At 30.4% G+C, this 20,262-nt stretch carries 21 protein-coding genes; 20 read left to right on the forward strand and 1 reads right to left on the reverse strand.

Going from position 1 to position 20,262, the window contains the following annotated elements:
* The first annotated feature begins 106 nt into the window (after positions 1-106).
* The 3 genes from HX049_RS17140 (at position 107) to HX049_RS17150 (ending at position 1,296) form a co-directional block, all read left to right on the forward strand.
* On the forward strand, positions 107-520 hold the full coding sequence (locus HX049_RS17140) for a DUF6876 family protein (protein ID WP_286417468.1): 414 nt from the start codon (positions 107-109) through the stop codon (positions 518-520).
* A gap of 63 nt (positions 521-583) precedes the next feature.
* Complete coding sequence (locus HX049_RS17145; RefSeq protein WP_286417470.1) at positions 584-967, forward strand: single-stranded DNA-binding protein; 384 nt, start codon at positions 584-586, stop codon at positions 965-967.
* A gap of 74 nt (positions 968-1,041) precedes the next feature.
* The gene (locus tag HX049_RS17150) at positions 1,042-1,296 is read left to right on the forward strand and encodes a hypothetical protein (RefSeq protein ID WP_286417472.1); all 255 of its coding nucleotides are present in this window, start codon (positions 1,042-1,044) and stop codon (positions 1,294-1,296) included.
* 83 nt (positions 1,297-1,379) lie between these two features.
* On the opposite strand, the gene HX049_RS17155 is transcribed toward HX049_RS17150, so the two are convergent.
* Positions 1,380-1,670: a hypothetical protein gene (locus HX049_RS17155; protein WP_286417473.1), complete on the reverse strand. Its 291-nt coding sequence runs from the start codon at positions 1,668-1,670 to the stop codon at positions 1,380-1,382.
* Between the two features lie 466 nt (positions 1,671-2,136).
* Here HX049_RS17155 and HX049_RS17160 point away from each other — a divergent pair, with 466 nt between their 5' ends.
* From HX049_RS17160 to HX049_RS17240, 17 genes are all read left to right on the forward strand, one after another.
* Entirely contained in the window at positions 2,137-2,766 is a 630-nt protein-coding gene (locus HX049_RS17160) for a hypothetical protein (RefSeq protein WP_286417475.1), read from the forward strand.
* 3 nt (positions 2,767-2,769) lie between these two features.
* The gene (locus HX049_RS17165) at positions 2,770-4,578 is read left to right on the forward strand and encodes a DUF5712 family protein (protein WP_286417477.1); all 1,809 of its coding nucleotides are present in this window, start codon (positions 2,770-2,772) and stop codon (positions 4,576-4,578) included.
* 12 nt (positions 4,579-4,590) lie between these two features.
* The gene (locus tag HX049_RS17170) at positions 4,591-6,285 is read left to right on the forward strand and encodes a type IV secretory system conjugative DNA transfer family protein (RefSeq protein WP_286417479.1); all 1,695 of its coding nucleotides are present in this window, start codon (positions 4,591-4,593) and stop codon (positions 6,283-6,285) included.
* An 88-nt stretch (positions 6,286-6,373) separates the two neighbouring features.
* A complete protein-coding gene (locus HX049_RS17175; protein ID WP_286417481.1) occupies positions 6,374-6,670 on the forward strand; it encodes a hypothetical protein in 297 nt (98 codons plus the stop codon).
* 1 nt (position 6,671) lies between these two features.
* Complete coding sequence (locus HX049_RS17180) at positions 6,672-6,947, forward strand: hypothetical protein (RefSeq protein WP_286417482.1); 276 nt, start codon at positions 6,672-6,674, stop codon at positions 6,945-6,947.
* A gap of 4 nt (positions 6,948-6,951) precedes the next feature.
* Positions 6,952-9,327, forward strand: a complete 2,376-nt coding sequence (locus tag HX049_RS17185; protein ID WP_286417483.1) for a VirB4 family type IV secretion system protein — start codon at positions 6,952-6,954, stop codon at positions 9,325-9,327.
* 11 nt (positions 9,328-9,338) lie between these two features.
* The gene (locus HX049_RS17190; protein WP_286417484.1) at positions 9,339-9,839 is read left to right on the forward strand and encodes a hypothetical protein; all 501 of its coding nucleotides are present in this window, start codon (positions 9,339-9,341) and stop codon (positions 9,837-9,839) included.
* Positions 9,840-9,842: 3 nt separating this feature from the next.
* Complete coding sequence (locus HX049_RS17195) at positions 9,843-10,652, forward strand: type IV secretion system protein (RefSeq protein WP_286417485.1); 810 nt, start codon at positions 9,843-9,845, stop codon at positions 10,650-10,652.
* Between the two features lie 2 nt (positions 10,653-10,654).
* The gene (locus HX049_RS17200) at positions 10,655-11,341 is read left to right on the forward strand and encodes a hypothetical protein (protein WP_286417487.1); all 687 of its coding nucleotides are present in this window, start codon (positions 10,655-10,657) and stop codon (positions 11,339-11,341) included.
* On the forward strand, positions 11,334-12,374 hold the full coding sequence (traM, locus tag HX049_RS17205) for a conjugative transposon protein TraM (RefSeq protein ID WP_286417489.1): 1,041 nt from the start codon (positions 11,334-11,336) through the stop codon (positions 12,372-12,374). Before HX049_RS17200 ends, traM begins: the two co-directional genes overlap by 8 nt.
* Positions 12,375-12,378: 4 nt before the next feature.
* A complete protein-coding gene (locus tag HX049_RS17210; protein WP_286417490.1) occupies positions 12,379-13,188 on the forward strand; it encodes a DUF4138 domain-containing protein in 810 nt (269 codons plus the stop codon).
* Positions 13,189-13,190: 2 nt separating this feature from the next.
* Positions 13,191-13,526, forward strand: a complete 336-nt coding sequence (locus HX049_RS17215; RefSeq protein ID WP_286417491.1) for a hypothetical protein — start codon at positions 13,191-13,193, stop codon at positions 13,524-13,526.
* 1 nt (position 13,527) lies between these two features.
* Positions 13,528-13,743 carry a hypothetical protein gene (locus tag HX049_RS17220; RefSeq protein ID WP_286417493.1) on the forward strand — a complete coding sequence of 72 codons (216 nt, stop codon included), beginning with the start codon at positions 13,528-13,530 and terminating at the stop codon, positions 13,741-13,743.
* Positions 13,743-13,973 carry a hypothetical protein gene (locus tag HX049_RS17225; RefSeq protein WP_286417495.1) on the forward strand — a complete coding sequence of 77 codons (231 nt, stop codon included), beginning with the start codon at positions 13,743-13,745 and terminating at the stop codon, positions 13,971-13,973. The genes HX049_RS17220 and HX049_RS17225 overlap by 1 nt, the downstream gene beginning before the upstream one ends.
* Positions 13,974-14,157: 184 nt before the next feature.
* The gene (locus tag HX049_RS17230) at positions 14,158-14,715 is read left to right on the forward strand and encodes a hypothetical protein (RefSeq protein ID WP_286417497.1); all 558 of its coding nucleotides are present in this window, start codon (positions 14,158-14,160) and stop codon (positions 14,713-14,715) included.
* A gap of 1 nt (position 14,716) precedes the next feature.
* Entirely contained in the window at positions 14,717-19,594 is a 4,878-nt protein-coding gene (locus HX049_RS17235) for a hypothetical protein (protein ID WP_286417498.1), read from the forward strand.
* A gap of 4 nt (positions 19,595-19,598) precedes the next feature.
* Positions 19,599-20,093 (forward strand): lipocalin family protein, encoded by a 495-nt coding sequence (locus HX049_RS17240; protein WP_286417500.1) that lies wholly within the window; start codon positions 19,599-19,601, stop codon positions 20,091-20,093.
* Positions 20,094-20,262: the final 169 nt, after the last annotated feature.

The following is a 20,262-nucleotide window of genomic DNA, read 5'->3' on the forward strand; positions in this document are numbered from 1 at the left end:
AATTCAACCTTTTAAGTAATACGTACGTACGTAAGTACATACGTAAAACAAAACAAAAATCAATTTATTAATCGAGGGCAACACCCTCACAAAACAAAACAAAATTATGAGTGTAAAAACTAAGGTACTTTTAAATGATGCTTATAAGCATCACACAGGGGGAGGAAAGAATTATTATATCGGTGAGTTTCCTAATTTACTCTACACAGCAGGTGTACAAGAGATAATGAATGTTACCCAGTTACAACCTGTTATTATTCCCGAGATTGGGAGAGTGTTTGAAAAGATTAAAGACCCTTTTCAAATATGGACTCTAGAGAGAGTAGTGGAGGGGGATAAAATCACTAACGATTTTATTTTATACTGTCACACAGAGAGTGACTATTTAAACTCTAAGGATGATGTAAAGGACTCTAAAATACTTCGGTTTGCCTTTCCTTTTTATGAGTTAAATGTTAAATTTGATAGGCTTAATATGTGGGTTAGTAATAACCTTTTAATGTTGCCTAGCGAGTACTAAGATTACTAATTATAGGCTCTCATTGAGAGCCTATACATTTAATAAATTAAAACAAGTATTATTATGAAAAACAATGTAAGTTTAATCGGAAGAATAGGTATTATTAACCCTAGACAATTTGAGGACGGTTCTAGAGTCGTTAATTTAAGTATATCAGTTAGTGATAACTATTATACAGAACAGGGAGAATTAAAGGAGAGAGCATATTGGATTGATGCTACAGCTAGAAATAAAGTAGCTGATTTAATTGTAAAACATTTTAAAGTAGGTGATCAGATCGCTGTAACAGGTAAGCTAATCAAGAGAAGCTATAAACACCCTAATTTTGATTTAGAGGTTTTCGTTACAGAAGTCGTAATATATGAGGTTTTTTTTGAAGCTTGTAGGTCTACTGAAAAAAACATAGAAGAGAAGCAACAGAAAAACAACCAACAACAAAATCAATAGTTAATTAAAAGGGGGTATTTACCCCCTTTATTTATATTTATTAATCGAGGGAACACCTCACAAAACAAAACAAAATGAGTACAGAAACTTTAGTAGTACACAATGTTGTAAGCCCAGACGGATTTACAATTTCAATTGACGGATTTACGTCTAAAAATCAAGCGAAGAAATTTTTTAAAAAATGGCTTAAAGGATTTAAAAAGCAAGGGTATTACTCTGCGGTTAATGGCAAGATAAGTTACGCAGATTTAAAGCATCATTGCGAATACATTAAGGACGAATTTCGATTAAGTAAAGATGACGATTTAGAGGACATCGGAGCATTTTAAAAAAGGGGGACTGTACTACAGTCCCCCTTTTTACTTTTAGAGCTTTTTGTATTTTAAATCTCTCACAAAACACGATTATAAAATTATCCAATTAGCTCGTAGAATTCTTCTTTTTTTGCGTCGGGAAAATTAATTTTTGTAGCACTTGAAATTGTTTTATCTAAACTAGTTAAACTCTTTTCTATTTGTGCTAATTTTTCTTTTAAATCTTTGTCGTCTTTATACTCTAGACTTAATATTTCTTTTCGGATAGAGTATAATTTTAATAAAGCTCTTTTTACCTTTTTATCTTGGTCTTTTTTTGCTTTAGAATCTAACTCTTTGGTAAGAGTTTTTGTTTCTTTTTTTTCGGTGTTGTTGCTCTCTGTTGTCATAATTTTTTTTTAGTATTAACTATACAAATGTAGGCATTTTTTTTAATGTATATAGGCTAACTTTTTTTAAGCTCCTGTGTATAGATTTTGTTTGCAAAAATCTAAAGGTTGGACTAAAGTATTTATAAGAATAATTTTTATATCGTACGATATAAAATCGGACATTTTATTTTTGTCCCAAAAGTTCAAAAATAAAAACGAAGTCGGTTTTTGTCTTTTTTTAGCGGATTTTGTAAATGGTTATTTTTTCTCCTTTCAGTCGAAATTTTCGGTTTTTATTTTTTAGCAAGAGGGAACGGAGATACAAAGTATCTCCGTTCTGTAATGGGCTGATTTTCTTTTGTTTATGATTTATTTGTGATTTTATGTAGTAATAATAATTAGTAATATAGTGAAAAAAAATGAAATAATTGAATATAAGTTGTTGAAAATGTGTATTTTTGAATTAGTAATAAAAGGTAGTAATATGAAGTATATAACAGTAAAAATAGAAAAGGATTGTAGAGACAGATTAAATGTGTTTCGAGATAAATTAGGAGTGTCTAGTCAGACAGAAGTACTTAATATGATTTTTGATTTTATTGAAAAGTATAATGTTGATCTAGATAAAGAGTTTAGTAATTCAGCATTGGAGCAATTAGTATCATCATTAAATGAGACTCTCCATATTGTAGAATTACTCAATACAAAATCAGATAAAATATTACAGCAGGAAGATAAAAATACAACGCGTGTAGTTAAGATTTTGCAAGCCCAAGAGAGAGATATTTTGAAGCCAATTCTTATGAGAAGAATTGAAGAAACAGTAACAAAAACTACAGAAGAAATTATCTCTAGTGAACCATTTTTAAGCGACATAAAACAACAAAATATTGTACCTGTAGTTGACGTAAAAAAAGAGGAAAAGCAAACTAATGAACTATATGTTTTAGAAAGAAAAATTGAAAGTTTACAAGATGATTTAAACCGAGTAAATAAGCAATTAGAAATTAGTAAAAATAGATATAGTAGTTTGTTTTCTTGCTTTAATAAAGCAGTAATGACTAATCGTTATAACGCATCATTAACAGAGGAAGAATATAGAAAATTTCAGTAATATATGTATGGTCAATTTAACTCACATAACGCAAAATTTACTAGTAGCTGTGGTAAACTTATAGAGTATTTATCTAAAGAAAATGAGGGTAAAGGTCATTTTTTTACATCTGATTATACATTAGAAAATAACAAACATTACGAGTTTGAAAAAGTAGTAAATGACATTGATAATAACAGAGGGGCAAGGAGTAAAAATGATGCTAATTATTATGTATTAACTATCTCTCCAAGTGAGAAGGAGTTAATACATATGAAACAAATAGCAAAGGAAGAATTAAAGGTAAGAGGACTTGATGAAAGTGTTGTATCTAAAGACCCTAGAGCAATGGAATATTACAAAGAACAACTAGACCAAACAATAGATTATTTTCTTAAATCATATACACAGGATATGATGAAAGTATATGCTAAAAGTTTCAATGAACAGATATACGTAGATCAAGATAATTTGCCAAATAAAAGGGAACTAGTTAATCTAAACAACATTGTAAATAAACAAATAGAATCAATAAAAGAGGAGAGAGGATATAATGAAGATTTGCTAAAAGTTGATTACGATAAGAAGCCATTTTATGGGGAGGATAAGGCTATATATGAGAATACTTTTAAGGTTGATAATGTAAAGGAAAAAGACAGTTTTTACGAGTTCGAGTACAAAGGTGTTAAGCTATTTACTAGTAAAGATATTTCGAGAATAGAGGATAATAATTTGACGATTAATTCTCAAAGACTAGAGCATTATTATAACGAAGCTAAAGCACTTGAACAGGCAAGAACTAAACCTTTAGATATCGGAAAATATATGCCAGAGATTATCGAGTTTAAGTATAAAGGTAAAGATGTAAAACTCTATGAAATTGATTATGAAACAAAAAATTTCGGAACGATAAAATTAAAATTCAACGAGGAAAATATAAGTGTAGTAGATACAAAAATAACAGTACCTACCCATATGTTTAACCATGCTGTAAATAAACAAGTCAATGAACTTACAGAACAGCTTTTAAAATCGGAAAAACAAATTATAAATGCAGAGGTTTGGAAGCTAAACGGATTTAACCCAGAGAAGCGAGAACTTACAGATAAAGACCTAATGTACTATGCAACTATAGAGAATGAGAGAACCTATAAACGTACAAATTCTCACGATCTAAAAAGCATTGATTTCAATCTTAATGTACAAAAAGAAGTTAATCAAGCTAGGGCAGAGGGTAAGGAGAGTTTAGCGACAACTTTAGAGAGTCAGTATATCAGAGATAAGAAAACAAATGAGATAATCTTTGAGGGAGTACAAAAGGGAGGAGAGAACAAACACGTACACGTTGTAATATCTAGACACGATAAAACTAATAAACTAGCCAATCACAAAATATCACTCTCTCCTATGACTAATCATAGAGAACAGGCAGGAGTAGTCAATAGGGGGTTTGAACGAAAAGAGTTTTTTAAAGATATGGAGCAAGGATATGACAAGAAGTTTGAATATGAACGCAGTCAAGAGAACTCATTTGAACATTACAATTCTCATAAGAACTACTCTAAGGAAAAACAAAACGAAATAGTAGGACAGGCAGAGGGATATTTAAAAGGGAAGATACAGCAGAAATTAAAAGAACATTTAGGAATAGAGGAGGTTAAAAAACAACTATCGCCTAAACAACATCTGCAGGAGATTAACCCAATTGCACAGGTTCGCAAAGAAATGAAAGGAATGCCATTGCCGACTAAGCTCCCTAAAGGAAAAATAGACTTAGCTATTAAAGTGGTTAAAGCTCTTGTACAGTCAGCATCTAATTCAATTGAATATTAAAACTAGAAAGATATGTTTATACTAAATTTTGATATGGATAGTCTAAATGACTACTTATATTTACTCGGATATGTAGCCTGTATAGTATTGGCTGTATTAATGTTGTTTAAGCTTAAAGAGTGGTATTTAGCTATTGTACCCCTTATAGGGTTGGGAATATATTATATATTCTTTAAGCAGTATTTAGAGTTGTCAAACTCTTACTTAGTCATTGGAGGACTAAGTGTATTTATCCTGTTAATGAGTTCTAGTAACTCTAAGAAGAGAAAACCAATTGTACAGGAAGAAAGTATAAGCGACATAAAACTAGAGACAGATAAAGGAGATATGTATTTACACGCTATACAAGATGGTATTTTGGTTTATGGTTCTGCAGGTAGTGGTAAGACAAAATCAGTTCTTTATCCTATTATCAAACACTTTGCAAAATATCAATACTCAGGAGTCGTATATGACTTTAAAGACGGAGAGTTAACAGAAATGTTATACGACCTGTTTAATGAGGTAAATGTATTTGCTTTACACAGACCCGATATAAGTATTCGTATAAATCCGATAGACCCTAAGTTTATCAAAGATGAATCCGATGCAGGACAAATAGCAACTGTACTTGTTATTAACCTACTAAAGTCTAATAAAGCAGAGGATGCAGGTAACTTCTTTGTCGAGACATCAGAAGCTATCCTAACAGCAATCATTTTAAAACTCGCATTTGACCACCCCGAACAATGTACACTACCACATATGATATCGCTTATTCTAGCTGTTGATTTTTCACAGTCAGAGGAAGAGAGAAAACACGAACAAGGTGCAACAATGGGAGGAGGTAATTTAGGCGATATGGCTTTTGATACATTCGCCAAATTAAAGAACTTCTTAACTTCTGTAGATAGGGTTAAAATGCAATCAGCTTCATTTAACTTAGGGCTTGCCAACTCCAAACAAACTGCATCTGTATTATCTACATTAGCTAATATGCTAAGAAAACTCGTAAGCCCTAATAACTTTTGGTTACTTACTAAGAATACACATGATCTTGCTATTAATGCTACTAAGTCTAATATAGTATCAATCTTAAATAAACCGGGCAAAAGAGAGTATTTAAGCCCTATTAATGCTTTAATCATACACTTTATAACAGTGTCAATGCAGGAGCGACACAGAGAACCTTCTTTTCTATTGCTAGACGAAGCTCCTACCATTAAGCTAGCCAATATGGCTGATATACCAGCTACAATGCGAAGTTTTGGCATTAGTACTGTGTATTGCGCACAAGACCAAATACAAGGGGTTATGAAGTACAGCAGAGACGGTTTCGCAGAGATTACGGCTAACTTGTCTAATGTTCTTTTAGGTAGAGCCTTTAACGCTGAAACCTCAAAAGGATATGAGACCTTGTTTGAGAAGATTAAAGAAAAGCAAAGAAGCACCTCACAAAACACCTCTGAAAGAGGAGTAAGTAAAGGGTTTAGTATATCTGAACGCGAGGTAGCTAAGGTTAGAGCTCACGAATTCCCTTTGTTTAATAAGGGGCAATTTGCCATTATATCTAATGGAATACAGGAAGTTTGTCAACTAAAGTTGCAAAATATTTTAACAAAAGAAATACCTGTAGTACAAAATGTAACAGAACAAATGTTACAAGATAATTTTGATAAAATAATTAAAGATGTAAATGTATTAATATCAAATAATTATGACTATTAAATTATTGTATAGTAAAATGTTTGAATAAAAAACTTACAACTATAGAAAACTTTTTTTACCTTTGAATAATTTAAAATCCAAAATAAAAATGAAAAAAATTAACATTAATTATTACTTCGTACTAGGTACATTATTACTTCTACCTCAATTCGGGTACTCACAGGATTTAAACCTTACAGGAGGGGCTAGTGTAATGCAAAGGGCATTAGAGGGAATTTATGTAATTATTGGCGGTGCAGGCTTCTTATACGTAGCCTACCAACAATTAGATAATTTTAAGACAGAGGGTAACAGATTAGAGGGGCTTAAACCTCTAGGTTGGTATTTATTAGTCTTTATTGCTATTGGACAAATTTATAAGTACGTAATTAGTCAATCTCTATAAGATGCGACAAATTAATAATTATAAAAAAATAAGAGTAAAGCCATATTTATATGGCTTTACTTTTAAGTCCTTAAACTATGTAATTGCTATAACAATTGTTATAACCTTATTACTGTTTGGGAATATGGAAATGTCTTCTACTAGAATTGGTTTATGGGTGGTTTTACAACTTATTAATATTCTAGTTAATCGCTACATTTTAGGTGATTCTAATATCTTAGAAAAACTAGGACAAAAAAAGTTACCTAATGAATTAACAGACTTAACTAAAAAATAAATTTATGATATACTCTGATGACGGTAATCTAATTATAGGTTATAAACTTAAACTATTTGAAAAGTACTCTCTAAGTGAAATAAACATTGACGAAGTTAACGAAATCTTTAATAGAGCTTTCAAAAACCTTGAGACAGATACCATAGTTCTAAAACAAGATCTGTTTTTTAATGAAGAGAACAATACTGATGATTGGCTTGAGAATAACTATTTAACCAAGTCTTTAAAGGAGTATTTTGCTAAATACAGTATAACAGGTCATCATTGCTATATTTTCTTCGTATCGCCTTATAAAAGAGTTCTCAATACAGCTATAAGCAATCCGTTTAAAAAAATAAATAGAAAGGAACTAGAGGATTTAGACAAGAAACACAAAGTGTTTTTAGAATCTGTACAAAGCTGTGTTAACTATTTGGAAGATGTAAGAATATCGGGACAAAATCTTGTCTTTACTCCTTTTTCTGACAAAGAGTTGTTTGATTATAGAGATTATTGTATGTCGGGGTTCTCTGATGCGCAACTAGAGATAAAAAAAGAATGGGAACACCTAAGAATAGGAGCGGACTTCTCTAATGTAATTCGCTTTTCTGATGAAGCAGGATTTCCCGAAAAATTACAAACTTCTATTATAGACGAGGATCTATCACAAGACGAAATTAAGTTTTTTAAGAACTATGGAGATTGTTTTACTTTCGGAATTGATTGTAATCACATATACAACCAATTAGTTATTATAGATGAGACAGATTTTCACATCCAAAATGCACAAAGAAACAATAACCATATTAACCAATGTAGAGCTTTTCATCCAGTCAATAAAGTACTTAAAGACCAACACAACGAGTTAATAGGAAGTATCATTGATAGTAAAGATGTTGAGCGCATTGTAAGGGGGCATAACAATATTATTCTGTTAGGAAGTGAAGAAGAAGTAAGTAACGGTATAAAACAGGTTAAAAACAGCTTTAAAAAGCTTGATTTAAAGTACACTATTACTAGTGGGGATAATCAGTTAGCAATCTACTTATACTCAAATCCTTTTTACTGTCATTTGTTTGTAGAAAATCAACTTTTTGTATCAACCCTTGATGTTTGTTGTGCATTTATGAATTATAGTACAAACTATAGAAGTGATGATACAGGTGTGATTTTCTGTTCTAGACTTAAAAATACTCCTGTAAAAGTTGATACGTGGGATGCCGACAAAAAATATATAAAAGCTCGTAATGGAATTATTTTTTCTCCTACAGGGGGAGGAAAGAGTTTCCTTGCTAACCACCTTATTACACATTATTACTCTACAGGTGCTAAACAGGTAATTATTGACCTTGGGGGGAGTTATAAGAAAATTTCTGCCTTATTCCCTAAAGACAGTATTTACATCTCTTATATGGAGGGACAAAGTTTAGGTATTAACCCTTTTATGTTGTATGAGATAGATTACGAAAATGGCGAGTTAATCTCTGAAAAAATAGAAGACTTAGCAGAGTTTGTAGGTATTCATTACAAAAGGGAAGAGCTAATAAATGATAAAGAGAGAGTAGTAATTAAAAAACTGATAAAACAGTATTATAAAGACATCTTAGAGGATCATTCTTTTAAGAGTTTTATTGATTACTTCAATACATATAAAGATAAATTATATCAAGTCTTAGAACTAAACGATGAGTTTTTAGACTCTAAAGCTTTTACTTTAATGTTGTCTGAGTTTATAGATAATGGTATTTATGCTAATCTATACGAAAACGATAACAATGCTATTTTAAAAGATTTACAGAATAAATCACTTGTCATATTTGAGTTAGACAAGATTAGAGATAATAAGTTCTTACTTAAAATTATGTTACAGGTAATTGCATCTACTATCCGTACAATTGTTTGGGAAGATAGAAATACAAAAGGTATCATTTGGTTTGACGAGGTGGCAGAACAGTTAAAATGGGAAGGAATGTTAGACCGTATAGAATGGTTCTTTCAAGCTATTCGTAAACAAGAGGGAGCTATTAATATTATTTTACAAGCAATAACCCAGTTACCCGAGAATAATGTTGCTTCTAATATTATTGCTAATACACAAGTATTGTATGTTTTAAATGCAGATGATTTTACACGTATACAAAAGAGGTTCAATCTTCCTCAACACGCACTTTATCAAATGCAAAGTATGAAAGATAGTCTATCTACAGAAAGAAAATACACCTCTTTATTTATTCGCAGGGGAGATAGGCAACAGGTATTTCATTTAGAAGTTAGTAAAACTAACTACTGGGCTTATCAAACAGAGGGCGCAGAAAATGAGAAGCTGTTAAAGATTTATGAGCAAACAGGAGATATGCAAGAAGCTATCGCAATTAAAATGAATGAAGAAAAGAAAAACTAAATCCAATTATTATGAGAAAGTTATTACTAGTATTATTTATGATGTTTAGTGTGACATCATTTGCACAAATGGCAACATTTGATGCTACAGCCGCTGCTAATGCATTAAGTGTTATTGAACGCAGTACAGAAACAGTTACTAAGTTAAATGATTTAAAAGATGCAACAGAAAAAACATATAACCTTGTAACAAAAGTTAGTACTGTTATCTCTACAGGTAAAGAGGTTGTAAATATTTTTCAATATCAAAGTGAAATATTAAGCGGGATTAGTAGTATTCGAAAAAAATTAGGAAGAATACCTAATCAACAAACACAAAAGAATTATAGTTTAATGTTAGTAGATCTAATAGATGAAACTAACAGATTAATACTAAAAGTAAATAATGTAGTTAAAACAGGAACTCTAAGTATGAATGACTATGAGCGCTTAACGATATTATCTGAAATAGAGGGGAATATGAGAAGTTTATCTACAGCTACAAAAAGAATGGATAGAAAATTAAACTATTAGAGTATGCATTTTGAAACAGTTATAAAATTAACATCACTGATTAATAGTACTAATATTTTTGTTTTTACTTTTCAATCAGTACAAGCTCTTACTTTAGCTTTTATTTTACTTAAAGTAATACAGGAGTTTGTAGGAACTTGGGACGGGGGAAAAGTTCTGTCATTAGGAAAATATATGCAGTTCTTTGGAACAGCTCTACTTATCCTTTCTTCATCTTGGATAATAGATTTAGGAGAAGAACAATTATTTATCATAGATGCTAAATTAAATTCTTTAGGACAAGATCAAGATATTTTTCTAACAGTAATGAGCGAGCAAGACAAACAAATGTCACAGATAAAAAGTGATACAGGGTTCTTTAGAAAAATGTGGGATTTTTTAGCTGGAGATATCATAGATACTTTTTATTCAATGGTAATGTTATCAGTAGGTTCTTTAGTAGCAGGGTTCTTTAAAATAGCTGATATGGTTATAAGTATGGGGCTGTTAATTATCAGACAATTTATAGTACAATTCTTAAAACTAACTTTTCCTATCGCTATTCTATTTAGCGTATTTGACAATACAAAGAGCTTCTTTTACTCTTGGGTTAAAAGGTATGTTGGGGTAATTGTATTAGGAGTTGCTTATATAGGAGTCTTTTTTATTATAGAAGCTCTGATAAAAATTATGATGGCTCCTAGTTTAGATGACCCTTGGTTTCCTGTCTCTGAATTATCCAATAATGCTTTTATCACTATATGTGTAGCTTATCCTTTAAAGTTTAAACTATTGACAACAGTCACTAGTTATGTAAATTCAATGTTTAATTAATTATGGAAAATAGTAAAATTAATCTTGGTAATAGTTTATATAAAGAACTTAACCAAAATAACAAATCAGTAAAGTTAGTTGTTTTAGTTTCTGTAGTGGTGGTAGTGGCTGTAATGGTATTTGCAGGTTTTGTTTATACTCAAAGTCTTAATAGGACTTATGTAATGGATGCTAAAGGAGACTTAGTTCCTGTATCATTACTTGATAAATCAATAGAGAGAGAGATACAAGCAAAAGCAAATTTAGACTTATTTGTAAACTACTATTTTAACCTCGAGGGAGCTACAATGAAAAGTAAACAAGAGCGTTTACATTGGCTTATAGGAGAGCAACCTACACAGGTAATTAAAGATAGGGCAAATAGGGGGTACTTTAATGACTTTCTTACCTATACAGAACTTAGACAAAGAGGGTATATATTAGCTAATACTCTTAGAATTACAGATAAAGCCCCTTATATAGCAGAGTTTGTAGTACGTATTGAAAGACAGAACGAAAAAAACATTACTTACTATAACAGTAAAGTCGCTGTTAAAATGGAAGTAGTTAATAAGAATTATCCTTTTAACCCTTACGGTTTTTTAATTACACAAATATCTGAAGAGATAAAAGAGGTAACAGATAAGAAGTTTTTACGTGAACAAGAAGAAGAACATATAAAAAGCGAAAGCCAAGTAACTTATGAGTAAGATATCAATCAAAGATGTTTTTAAGAAACATCAAGAAAAATTCATCTTTGGAGGGTTAGTAATTGCTGTTATAGGAGGGTATTTTATTTACCTTACCATGAGTTCTGATGAAGATAAAGTACAGGACTTTAAAACAGTTTCGGAAGCTGATGCTTACAATCAAAAAACCTCTAAGGTAGATATGTTGTATCAGAAAGAAAAACCCCCTCAAACCTCTAATAGTTTAGAGTACATCTTTGATACTCCAAAACAAGAAGAGCAACAACAACCCTCTATTAATGCTGATTTAGACAAAGAATTAGATAAAGAGATAGTTAGTTTAGACATTAATCAAATCAACAGAGAAAACGCAGAGTCTGACCGTTTACACAGAGAGCTAGAGGAATCTAAAAGAAGAGAACAAGCCCTACAGGAACAATTAAGACAAAACAGAGTTTATACTAGTTCTGGTGGAGGTGGAGGAAGTAGGGCTAATTCTACTAATTCCAATTCTAAACCTGTAACACAAACAACTCCTGCAGTAGTTTCATCTCCTAGTCCACAAATAGATTATAAAGCCATATTTAGAAAACAAGAAATAAATCAAAGTGAGAGTATTTCTAAAATTGATCTAGGTACTGCTTATACAGGTTCAATCAGTGGGGAGCAAAAATTAAAGTCGGGACAAAACATTACTTTAATTACCAAGCAAGAGTTTACAGCTGGTGGAATAACAATACCAAAGTTTACCTATATAACAGCTAAGGTTGTGTTTACTGATTACAGAGCTGATATGATTGTTACAACTATTAAAGTAGGTAACAAAATTCATCCTGTTAGAATGGAGGTTTACGGTTCTGACGGAGTTAAAGGAATACCTCTTGAAATAGACAAGATTTTGCAAAAGGGTAAAGAAGATATTATAGATGAAGCAACTAGAGGAAATGCTGTTGAAAAAACGGCTAAAGTCGTGTCTAATATTGTGTCTAATAAGGCTAAAGAACAAGAGGTAACCTTTGTCAATAATCAAACAGTTTATTTTATAATAAAATAAAGATATGAAGAATATACTATTTTTAATTTTACTTATGGTTACAGGTAGTGTGTCTGCACAAGACACATTATTTGTAACTCAAAAAAAGTTCCTTACTGTACACTTCCCTAAAGAAATAAGTATGGTACAAACAAATGCTTTAACCGATAAGAGTATAGGTGTTAATACTACAGGTAATACAATGTTTATTCAAAACTTTTATCCAATTGAAGCAACTAACATTGTTGTTAAAACAATAGATGATAAATTTTACCCATTTATAATAATCGAAAAAGGGGATATAAAGACACTTGTTAAAACAGTTAAACCAAGTGAGGAAGAGATAAAGATACAACAGAAGATAGAGCAGAAACAGCAAATAGCCAAAGAGGAAGAAGATAAAGTAAATCACGATATCTACGAAAAGATATTAGCTTCTAAAGGGTATATTAGAACTAGAAATTACATTGAGAGCAATCGGATATCTGCCCTGTTGAAAGGTACTTATTATAAAGATCAAAAATTGTATCTATACTTTGAACTCAATAATAAAACAAAGATAGATTACATCATTGAACGATTAAACTTCTTTATTGTCAATAAAAAAGGTATTACTAAATCGGGAGAGAAAATACAGATAGAAGTGTTAGATACTTTTTCTCCCTCTGGTGATACTACCAACCTAATGGGAAAAAAAGAGGTAATATTTGTGATAGAGAAATTTTCTCTAGCTGATGATAAAAAAATGTTACTCGAGGTAATCGAATCACAAGGAGAGAGAAACTTAAAGTTTAATATCTTACCTCAAATTATAAACCAATCAAAAACCATATAATTATGAAATCAACTAAAAATTATTTATTACTGTTATTAGTTATGTTTACTAGTCATGGTATTTATGCACAAGAAAGTATTACTTATGTTATAAGTCAAGATACAGAGAGTAAGTTGTTCTATAGCTTAGTAGGATTTTTACTATTAATTATCATTGTCGGGATGTTATTTGGAGCTTTTATAGTAGATGTATATAAAAGTAAAGCTAAGTATAAAATAGCAAAGACAATAGCTATTACACTTGCTGTACTTATTCCTATAGGAATAGTATTTTATACTTCAAATGAAATTATTGATACGGTAATGCCTATTCTTAAATCAAATTTTAAAAACGTATAATATGTTTAGTAAATATCGAAAAGGTTTGCGTAAGCAGACAGATGATCTAGATAACTTACTTGCCACCACAAGAACTAAGTACTATATAGAAGCTAATTATGAGAAGATGCCTTTGTTTAAATATTTATTGTTTTTAAGGAAGAATAAAGTTAATCTCAATGCTGTATTTGATGAATACATTAAAAGAGAAGAAGAAACTAAAAAATCAGAAGTGTAATGAAAAATAAAACAAACCAATTAATACTATTTGTCATTGCTATGGTAGTAATGATTATAATGGTTTTTGTACAAGTTCCTATGTGGCTTAAGATAGTACTTACTTTGATAGGATTGTATATTTTTATTAAGTCTGTTATAAATGATGAAACTTGGGTAAGTAACTTTAAAGGTAATTTTAAAACTGATGTAGAGAATTATAAGCAGAAAAAATCCAATGCTAAAAAATAAAATATTTGATTTGTTTTATTTGTTAAAAATTAAAGACACTTTTTAGTGTCTTTTTTTATTTAATACATTGATTTATAGGTTTGTTGTTTTGTTTTAAATTTAATTTTTTAAAGTTAAAAAGTTTTCTATAGTTGTAATTTTTTATTATTTTTGCTCTAGTTAAAAATTAAATTAAATATATAATATGAAAAAGAACAGAGTATTTGTATTAAGTGCTATGTTGTTAATTGGCTGTTTAAAAATTTACCCACAGAGGGGACAGCAAAGCATAGGTTTAAGTTATCTAGGTGTAGATAAAGGTAATGGTGTAACAGCCACTTATCAGCAATCTATTGGAGATAACTATTTCGGTTATCGTGTAGATGCTGACTGGTTTAAAAGAGACTATAATATTACAGTAGTCAATAATACTTATCCCACTACTTTAGAGAAGTATGCTATAGGTTCAGCTATGACTTATAGTTTTGAACAAATTATAACACACCCTTTTTATATTCAAGCTTTCTTAGGTGGTCAATTCGGTCAAGAGAAGTTAAACGGTGCAAAAGAAGAGATAGACGGTATTCCGTATGATGCACCTAAAAAGACTGTATTTGGAGCTTATGCAGGGATAGAGTTTGAAATGTCAATTGCTAAACGCTTTAATCTAGCTATTCTAGCTAAGAACACATTTACAAACAGTGAAGTCAAAAAGAGTATGTTCTTTTATGGATTTGGGCTAAAATATAATTTAAACTATTAATATGAGAAATAAGATACTATTTATAGCGACCTTATTATTATCTATACTAGTTATTAACTGTAGTAGTGATGATAATTATAAAGCTAATACTAGCTTTCAGTTTCCCTTTAAGATTGATGTAGTAAAAGATCAAGTTTACTACGCTAATGAAATGGGTAATGTCAAGGTTAATTACGAACTTGAAAAGCCAAATGATAACGTAAAAATTGACTACTACTACACAATAGAAGTAGAGAGTGATAACGTTAAAGCATATTACAAAAATGAGCTGTTAAAGTTTAAAAACCAATATCAGTTTAAAGACGAAAATAATATACAATTCGTCTTTACTAAAACAGGGCAGTACCCTGTTACAATTCGAATAGAGAATAACTTTGGTTTTGTAATTGAAAAGAAAGAGGTATTCAACATAAAAGATATTGACTTTTATGTTACTCTTAATTCAGAGGATGTTATCTATCCTAAAATAGCAAAAGACCTTACTTTAGATATTCAATCCAAAGAGGGAGAAGATAAAAAGGATATCAGTTACAAAGTAGCTTTGGAACTGATTAATCACCCAGAGACTACAGAAAAAATAGATATGTCTTATTTAGGTAAAAAGATTTCGCCTAAAGAAGAGTTTACTTATTCGTCTAAAGACCTTAAAATCAAGTTTCCTGTTTCGGGAGATTATGAGTTTAATGTAGTAGCTATAAGCAACCAAGGTAAAGAGGTTGTGAAAAAGCAAATTATCAAAGTAAGTGACGTTAAATTTAACTTTGATATGACTAATGCTAAAAAGATTTACCCTGTTACAGAGAATCTTTTTAAAATCAAAACTGAGAATTTAGAGGAGGATATATTACAGAAATATTCCTTCAGATACAATGTAACTACAGGTGTAGAGCCTGTTATTAAGTATAACAATACTACTCTTACTAAAAATAGCAACGTTCCTTTAAATGGAGAGGACATTTATATTACTTTCCCGAAAACAGGTGTTTACAACATCAAAGTATTCATGGAAAATCAATACGGCTACATTTTAGAGAAAGATTTTTCTTTCGATGTGAATTACGCCAACTTTGATATAAAAGTGTCTAATTTGCCGTCTAAAACGTTTATAAATAACGAGTATGCATTTAATGTTGAGCCTGTATTTTTAAAAGAGGAGACCTCTAAAGTTGAATATACTTTTAAAGTTAAGGCTTCGCCTAACACAAAAGTATATTACGATGATCGTTTATTGAACAATGATGTATATACAAATTACAGCTCTAGTAAAATTAAAGTTGTATTCTCAAAAGAAGAGAGTACAGATATTGAGTTTACATTTAAGAATAATCAAGGATTAGAGGTTAGTAAAAAACAATCGTTTGACGCTCGTATAGCTGATTTCGATTTAGATGTTATCAAAGCAGATAAGTATTTACCTAATAAACGTACACCACTTAAATTTAAACTTAGTGATAAATCGGGGTTGTCAAACTTAGATTATACTTTCAACGTGGTTACTAATAGCCCAACAGCTAAGTTTTATTACAATGGAAGTTTAATCTCTAAGGACGTTAACAATAAATACTCTAATGGAGAATTAGAGGTTTTATTTGACAAAGAGGGGACTTATGAGGTAACTGTCAATGCTAAGAACTCACACGGTAAAACTGTGAGCAAAAAAGTAGTGTTACAGGTTGACCCAGTGAAATTTAATTTCACTATTACATCTACAGGTAAGATATATCCTAAAGAGAAAAAGTCTTTTGCTTTTAAGATTGCTAAAGAAGATAAAGAAGAGCAAACTTATACTTTCTCTTATCTTGTTAAAAATGGAGGAAAACCGTCTATTAGTTACAATGGATACTTAGTAGGAGAGAATCAATCTGTTGAATATAAAACAGAAGATTTAGGAATTACATTCCCCGAAGTAGGATTGTATGAGATTGAATATATCGTTAAAAATCAATACGGTTCTGTTGTTAAACAGAATGTAACCTATGATGTTAATTACGCTAATTTTGATTTAGATGTTACTAATCTACCTAGTAATATCTTTTTAAATACTAAATATCCTTTGAATGTTATCGCTAAATCTGTAGGAGAGGATATTTCGAAACAAAAGTACTCTATGAAAATAGAGGCAAATTCAAGCGTTAAGGCATACTATAGAGGCTATCAAATTAGCCTTAATAATTATGTTGATTACTCAGATACTAAAGTAGAATTAGAGTTTAACTCTACAGGACAACAAGAGGTTGTATTTTACCTTAAAAATAGTCAAGGTAAAGAGGTAAGTAAAAAAGTTGTGTTTAGCTCTAAAACAGCTACTTTTGATTTAGACATAACGAAAGACAAACAGTATTTGTCTTTTACTAAAGGAAAACTAGGGGTTAAACCTGTAGATAATAGCGGAATTAAGGATATAACTTATAAATTTAATGTAACATACCCTAGCGACCTTAAAGTGTCTTATAATGGTTCTCAAATTGCATCGGGTATGACTCTAAACTATATAGGTAGTAATTTTGATATTGAACCTACTAAAAGTGGAGATTATGAATTAAATTTTACTTTTGAAAATAATCAAGGACATAAGATATCTCAAAAGGTAATTGTACAGGTTGATGCTGTTAAGTTTAATTTTGCAGTAGAGGTTAGTGGTAAAGTTTATCCAGATGTAACCAAGTCGTTTAAGATAGTTCCTGCTGTAGAGGGGAATATAGACCAAAAATTTAAGGTTAAATATATCTCTAAAGGTAATAGACCTTTGATTACATCACAGGGTAATACAATTTATGAGAATGAATATGTAAACTTCAATAGTCAGAACTTAGAGATCTTGTTTAAAGAAACAGGAGGACATGACATTGAGTTCTTTTTACAAAATCAATATGGGTACACTATTTCTAAGACAATTAAATTTAATGTAGGTACTACTAAATTTGATATAGAAACAGGTTCGTTACCTAAAGATGTTTATATCAACAAAGAATTTGAGATTGGAGTAGCTCCAAAAGCAGAAGAAAACATCCCTGACATAAACTATGAAATTAGAGTTACAGGAGCTGATGTAGTTACTTATAATAACTATCCTATTCCTAATAACACTTATGTGAGATACAATTCTCAAAAGTTAGGTCTTAAGTTCACTAAGATAGGAGCACAAGAAGCTACTATCTCTTTGAAAAATAGTCAAGGACTAGAAGTGCATAAAAAGTTAATATTTGATGTTAAGACAGCTAATACGACTTTAGAGTTTAAAGTTCCCGAAAAGGTTTACCCTTTAAAAGAAGTTACTATTAATGCTATATTAAAAGGGGCTAACATTGAGGGAATCAACCACAAGTTTAAACTTAAATCATCAGATAGCTCTGTTGTTGTTAAGTATAAAAACTCTGAATTATCATACAACAATATGTATGATTACGCAGGGGATGAGTTTAAAATGACTTTCCCAAGAGCAGGTAGATATACTTTAACTTTCGACATTGAAAACAATTTAGGAGGAACAACAAGCAAGCCTTTAATTGTAGAGGTTTTAGATACTTCTTACGAAGTTAGAATTGTACAACCTACTCAAATCTTCCCTAATATTGGGGCAGACTTTAAAGTGAATGTAGTTGAGACTTTAACATCTAAGTACAAGTTTAAATACAATGTACAAGGAGGTTATGGAGGTCTTACGGAAGTTAATTACGGAGGTAAGAGAATCTATCCGGACGAGTGGTTAGATTACAAGACTGCAGACTTTAAAATGACATTTCCAAGTGAGGGTAACTTTGTCTTTACTTTAGATTTTCAAAATGAATTTGGAAAAGAAGTAAGACAACGATTTGAAATAAAAGTACAACAACCTAGTTTCACTATTGATGTTGTTCATGATAATAACAATATCATTAAGAATGAGGAGTTCCCTGTAAGGCTAGTTCTTAAAAAGACTCCAGCTAATCAGAATGTAACTTTCACAATTAAAGGAGACAACAATATTAACTATGTTAAGTATCAAGATCGTAAGATATACTTAGGGGAGGAACTTAATTTAACTAGTGAGGGATTAGTATTTAATATCAAAGAGGAGGGACAACACACAGTTACCTTTGAATTTAAAAATGAGTTCGGGTTTAAGCAAACTAGAGCCGTTAAGTTTAATGTTAATGCTAAAGATTATAAAACGTCAATTACTAGTAAAATTTTATCTACACCGATAAGTGGTTACGATGCTATTTGGTATGAGAACCCTGTCAAAATAGGAATAGATATCAATAGTTTATTACAAGCTAAAGACTTGAAAATTCGTTTTAGAAATTCAAGCCTTATCGATGCAGATGGCACATTCTATCCTAATACGTTTTATCAATTGTCTAAATTAAATAATACATTTACGTTTAATTTTGATAGGAGTATCTTTGGTAATGCAAATAACGTGTTAATAGTAGATGTACAAGATATAGAAGGTAAAGTAACACAGCATAATGTTACAGTTCCTTTAAACATTAAAGCTGATAAGCCTTATATAGAGGATATAACAGGTAAAACTAGTTTTATAGTAACTAAAGGGAGTGGTATTAGCACAACGATTCTCGGCTTAAATATTGAAAAAGCAAGACCTATATTAGTAACAACCCCTGTTGGAATTAAGAGTGCCACTATTGAAACTTATGCTAAAAGAAATCCTTCTAGAACAGCATTTAAAGATGATATAACATCTATAATTAAAAAGGATAACAATACCTACGAAATACATTATAATAAGGTTAATGTTGTAATATTCGATTGGAGAGACGGAGAAACTTATCAAATGCAATATAGAGATCAGTTAGTTGTTACTTATACTGTTACTGATAACTTAGGGCAAACAACAACTAAGACAATAGATTTTGAATTAGAAACATTAAAATAATACTATGAATAAAATTAAATATATAATACTAAGTGTAGTAGCTACACTTAGTATTGCATGTAGTTCTGATGACAATAGCTCTAATATAGAGGATGTTGAAAAAATTACAGTTGTGGAAATTGATACTCAAATATTAATGAGTACAGAATGGATAAAATCTAAATCTTCTTTTATAAATTCGGATTTTAGAGAAGTAAAAAAAATAGAACAATTACCTTGTGGATTGGATAAAATATCTTTTTTTCAAAATGAATTTGAAAGTTTAGATCATTATTATACTTCTGAATGTGGATTAGTACAGGATAAATTTGACTATAAAATAAAAGGAAATCAGATTTTTGGTATGATTGAAGAGTATCAGCTATTCTTTACTGTCATGACATTAAATGAAAATCGTTTAGTTCTGTTACAAGAAGTAGATCCAACAAATAAAAACACTCCTGCAGGAGCAAAGTATATCAAAAAAGAATACTTTAAGTATAACAAGCCTAATAATTAAATCCTCTATAAATTAACTATAAAAACCAATGTTTTTAAGCACCTTTCGGGGTGCTTTTTTTATTTACAGGAGTAAGTATTTATATATTCAAACTCTCACAAAACACGATTATAAAAAAGGAATTTATAGATAGTTACTCTTTATACAAAGAGTAACAAAAAGGTCAATC

The organism is Myroides odoratimimus, from assembly GCF_030326305.1.
GTDB lineage: Bacteria > Bacteroidota > Bacteroidia > Flavobacteriales > Flavobacteriaceae > Flavobacterium > Flavobacterium odoratimimum_A.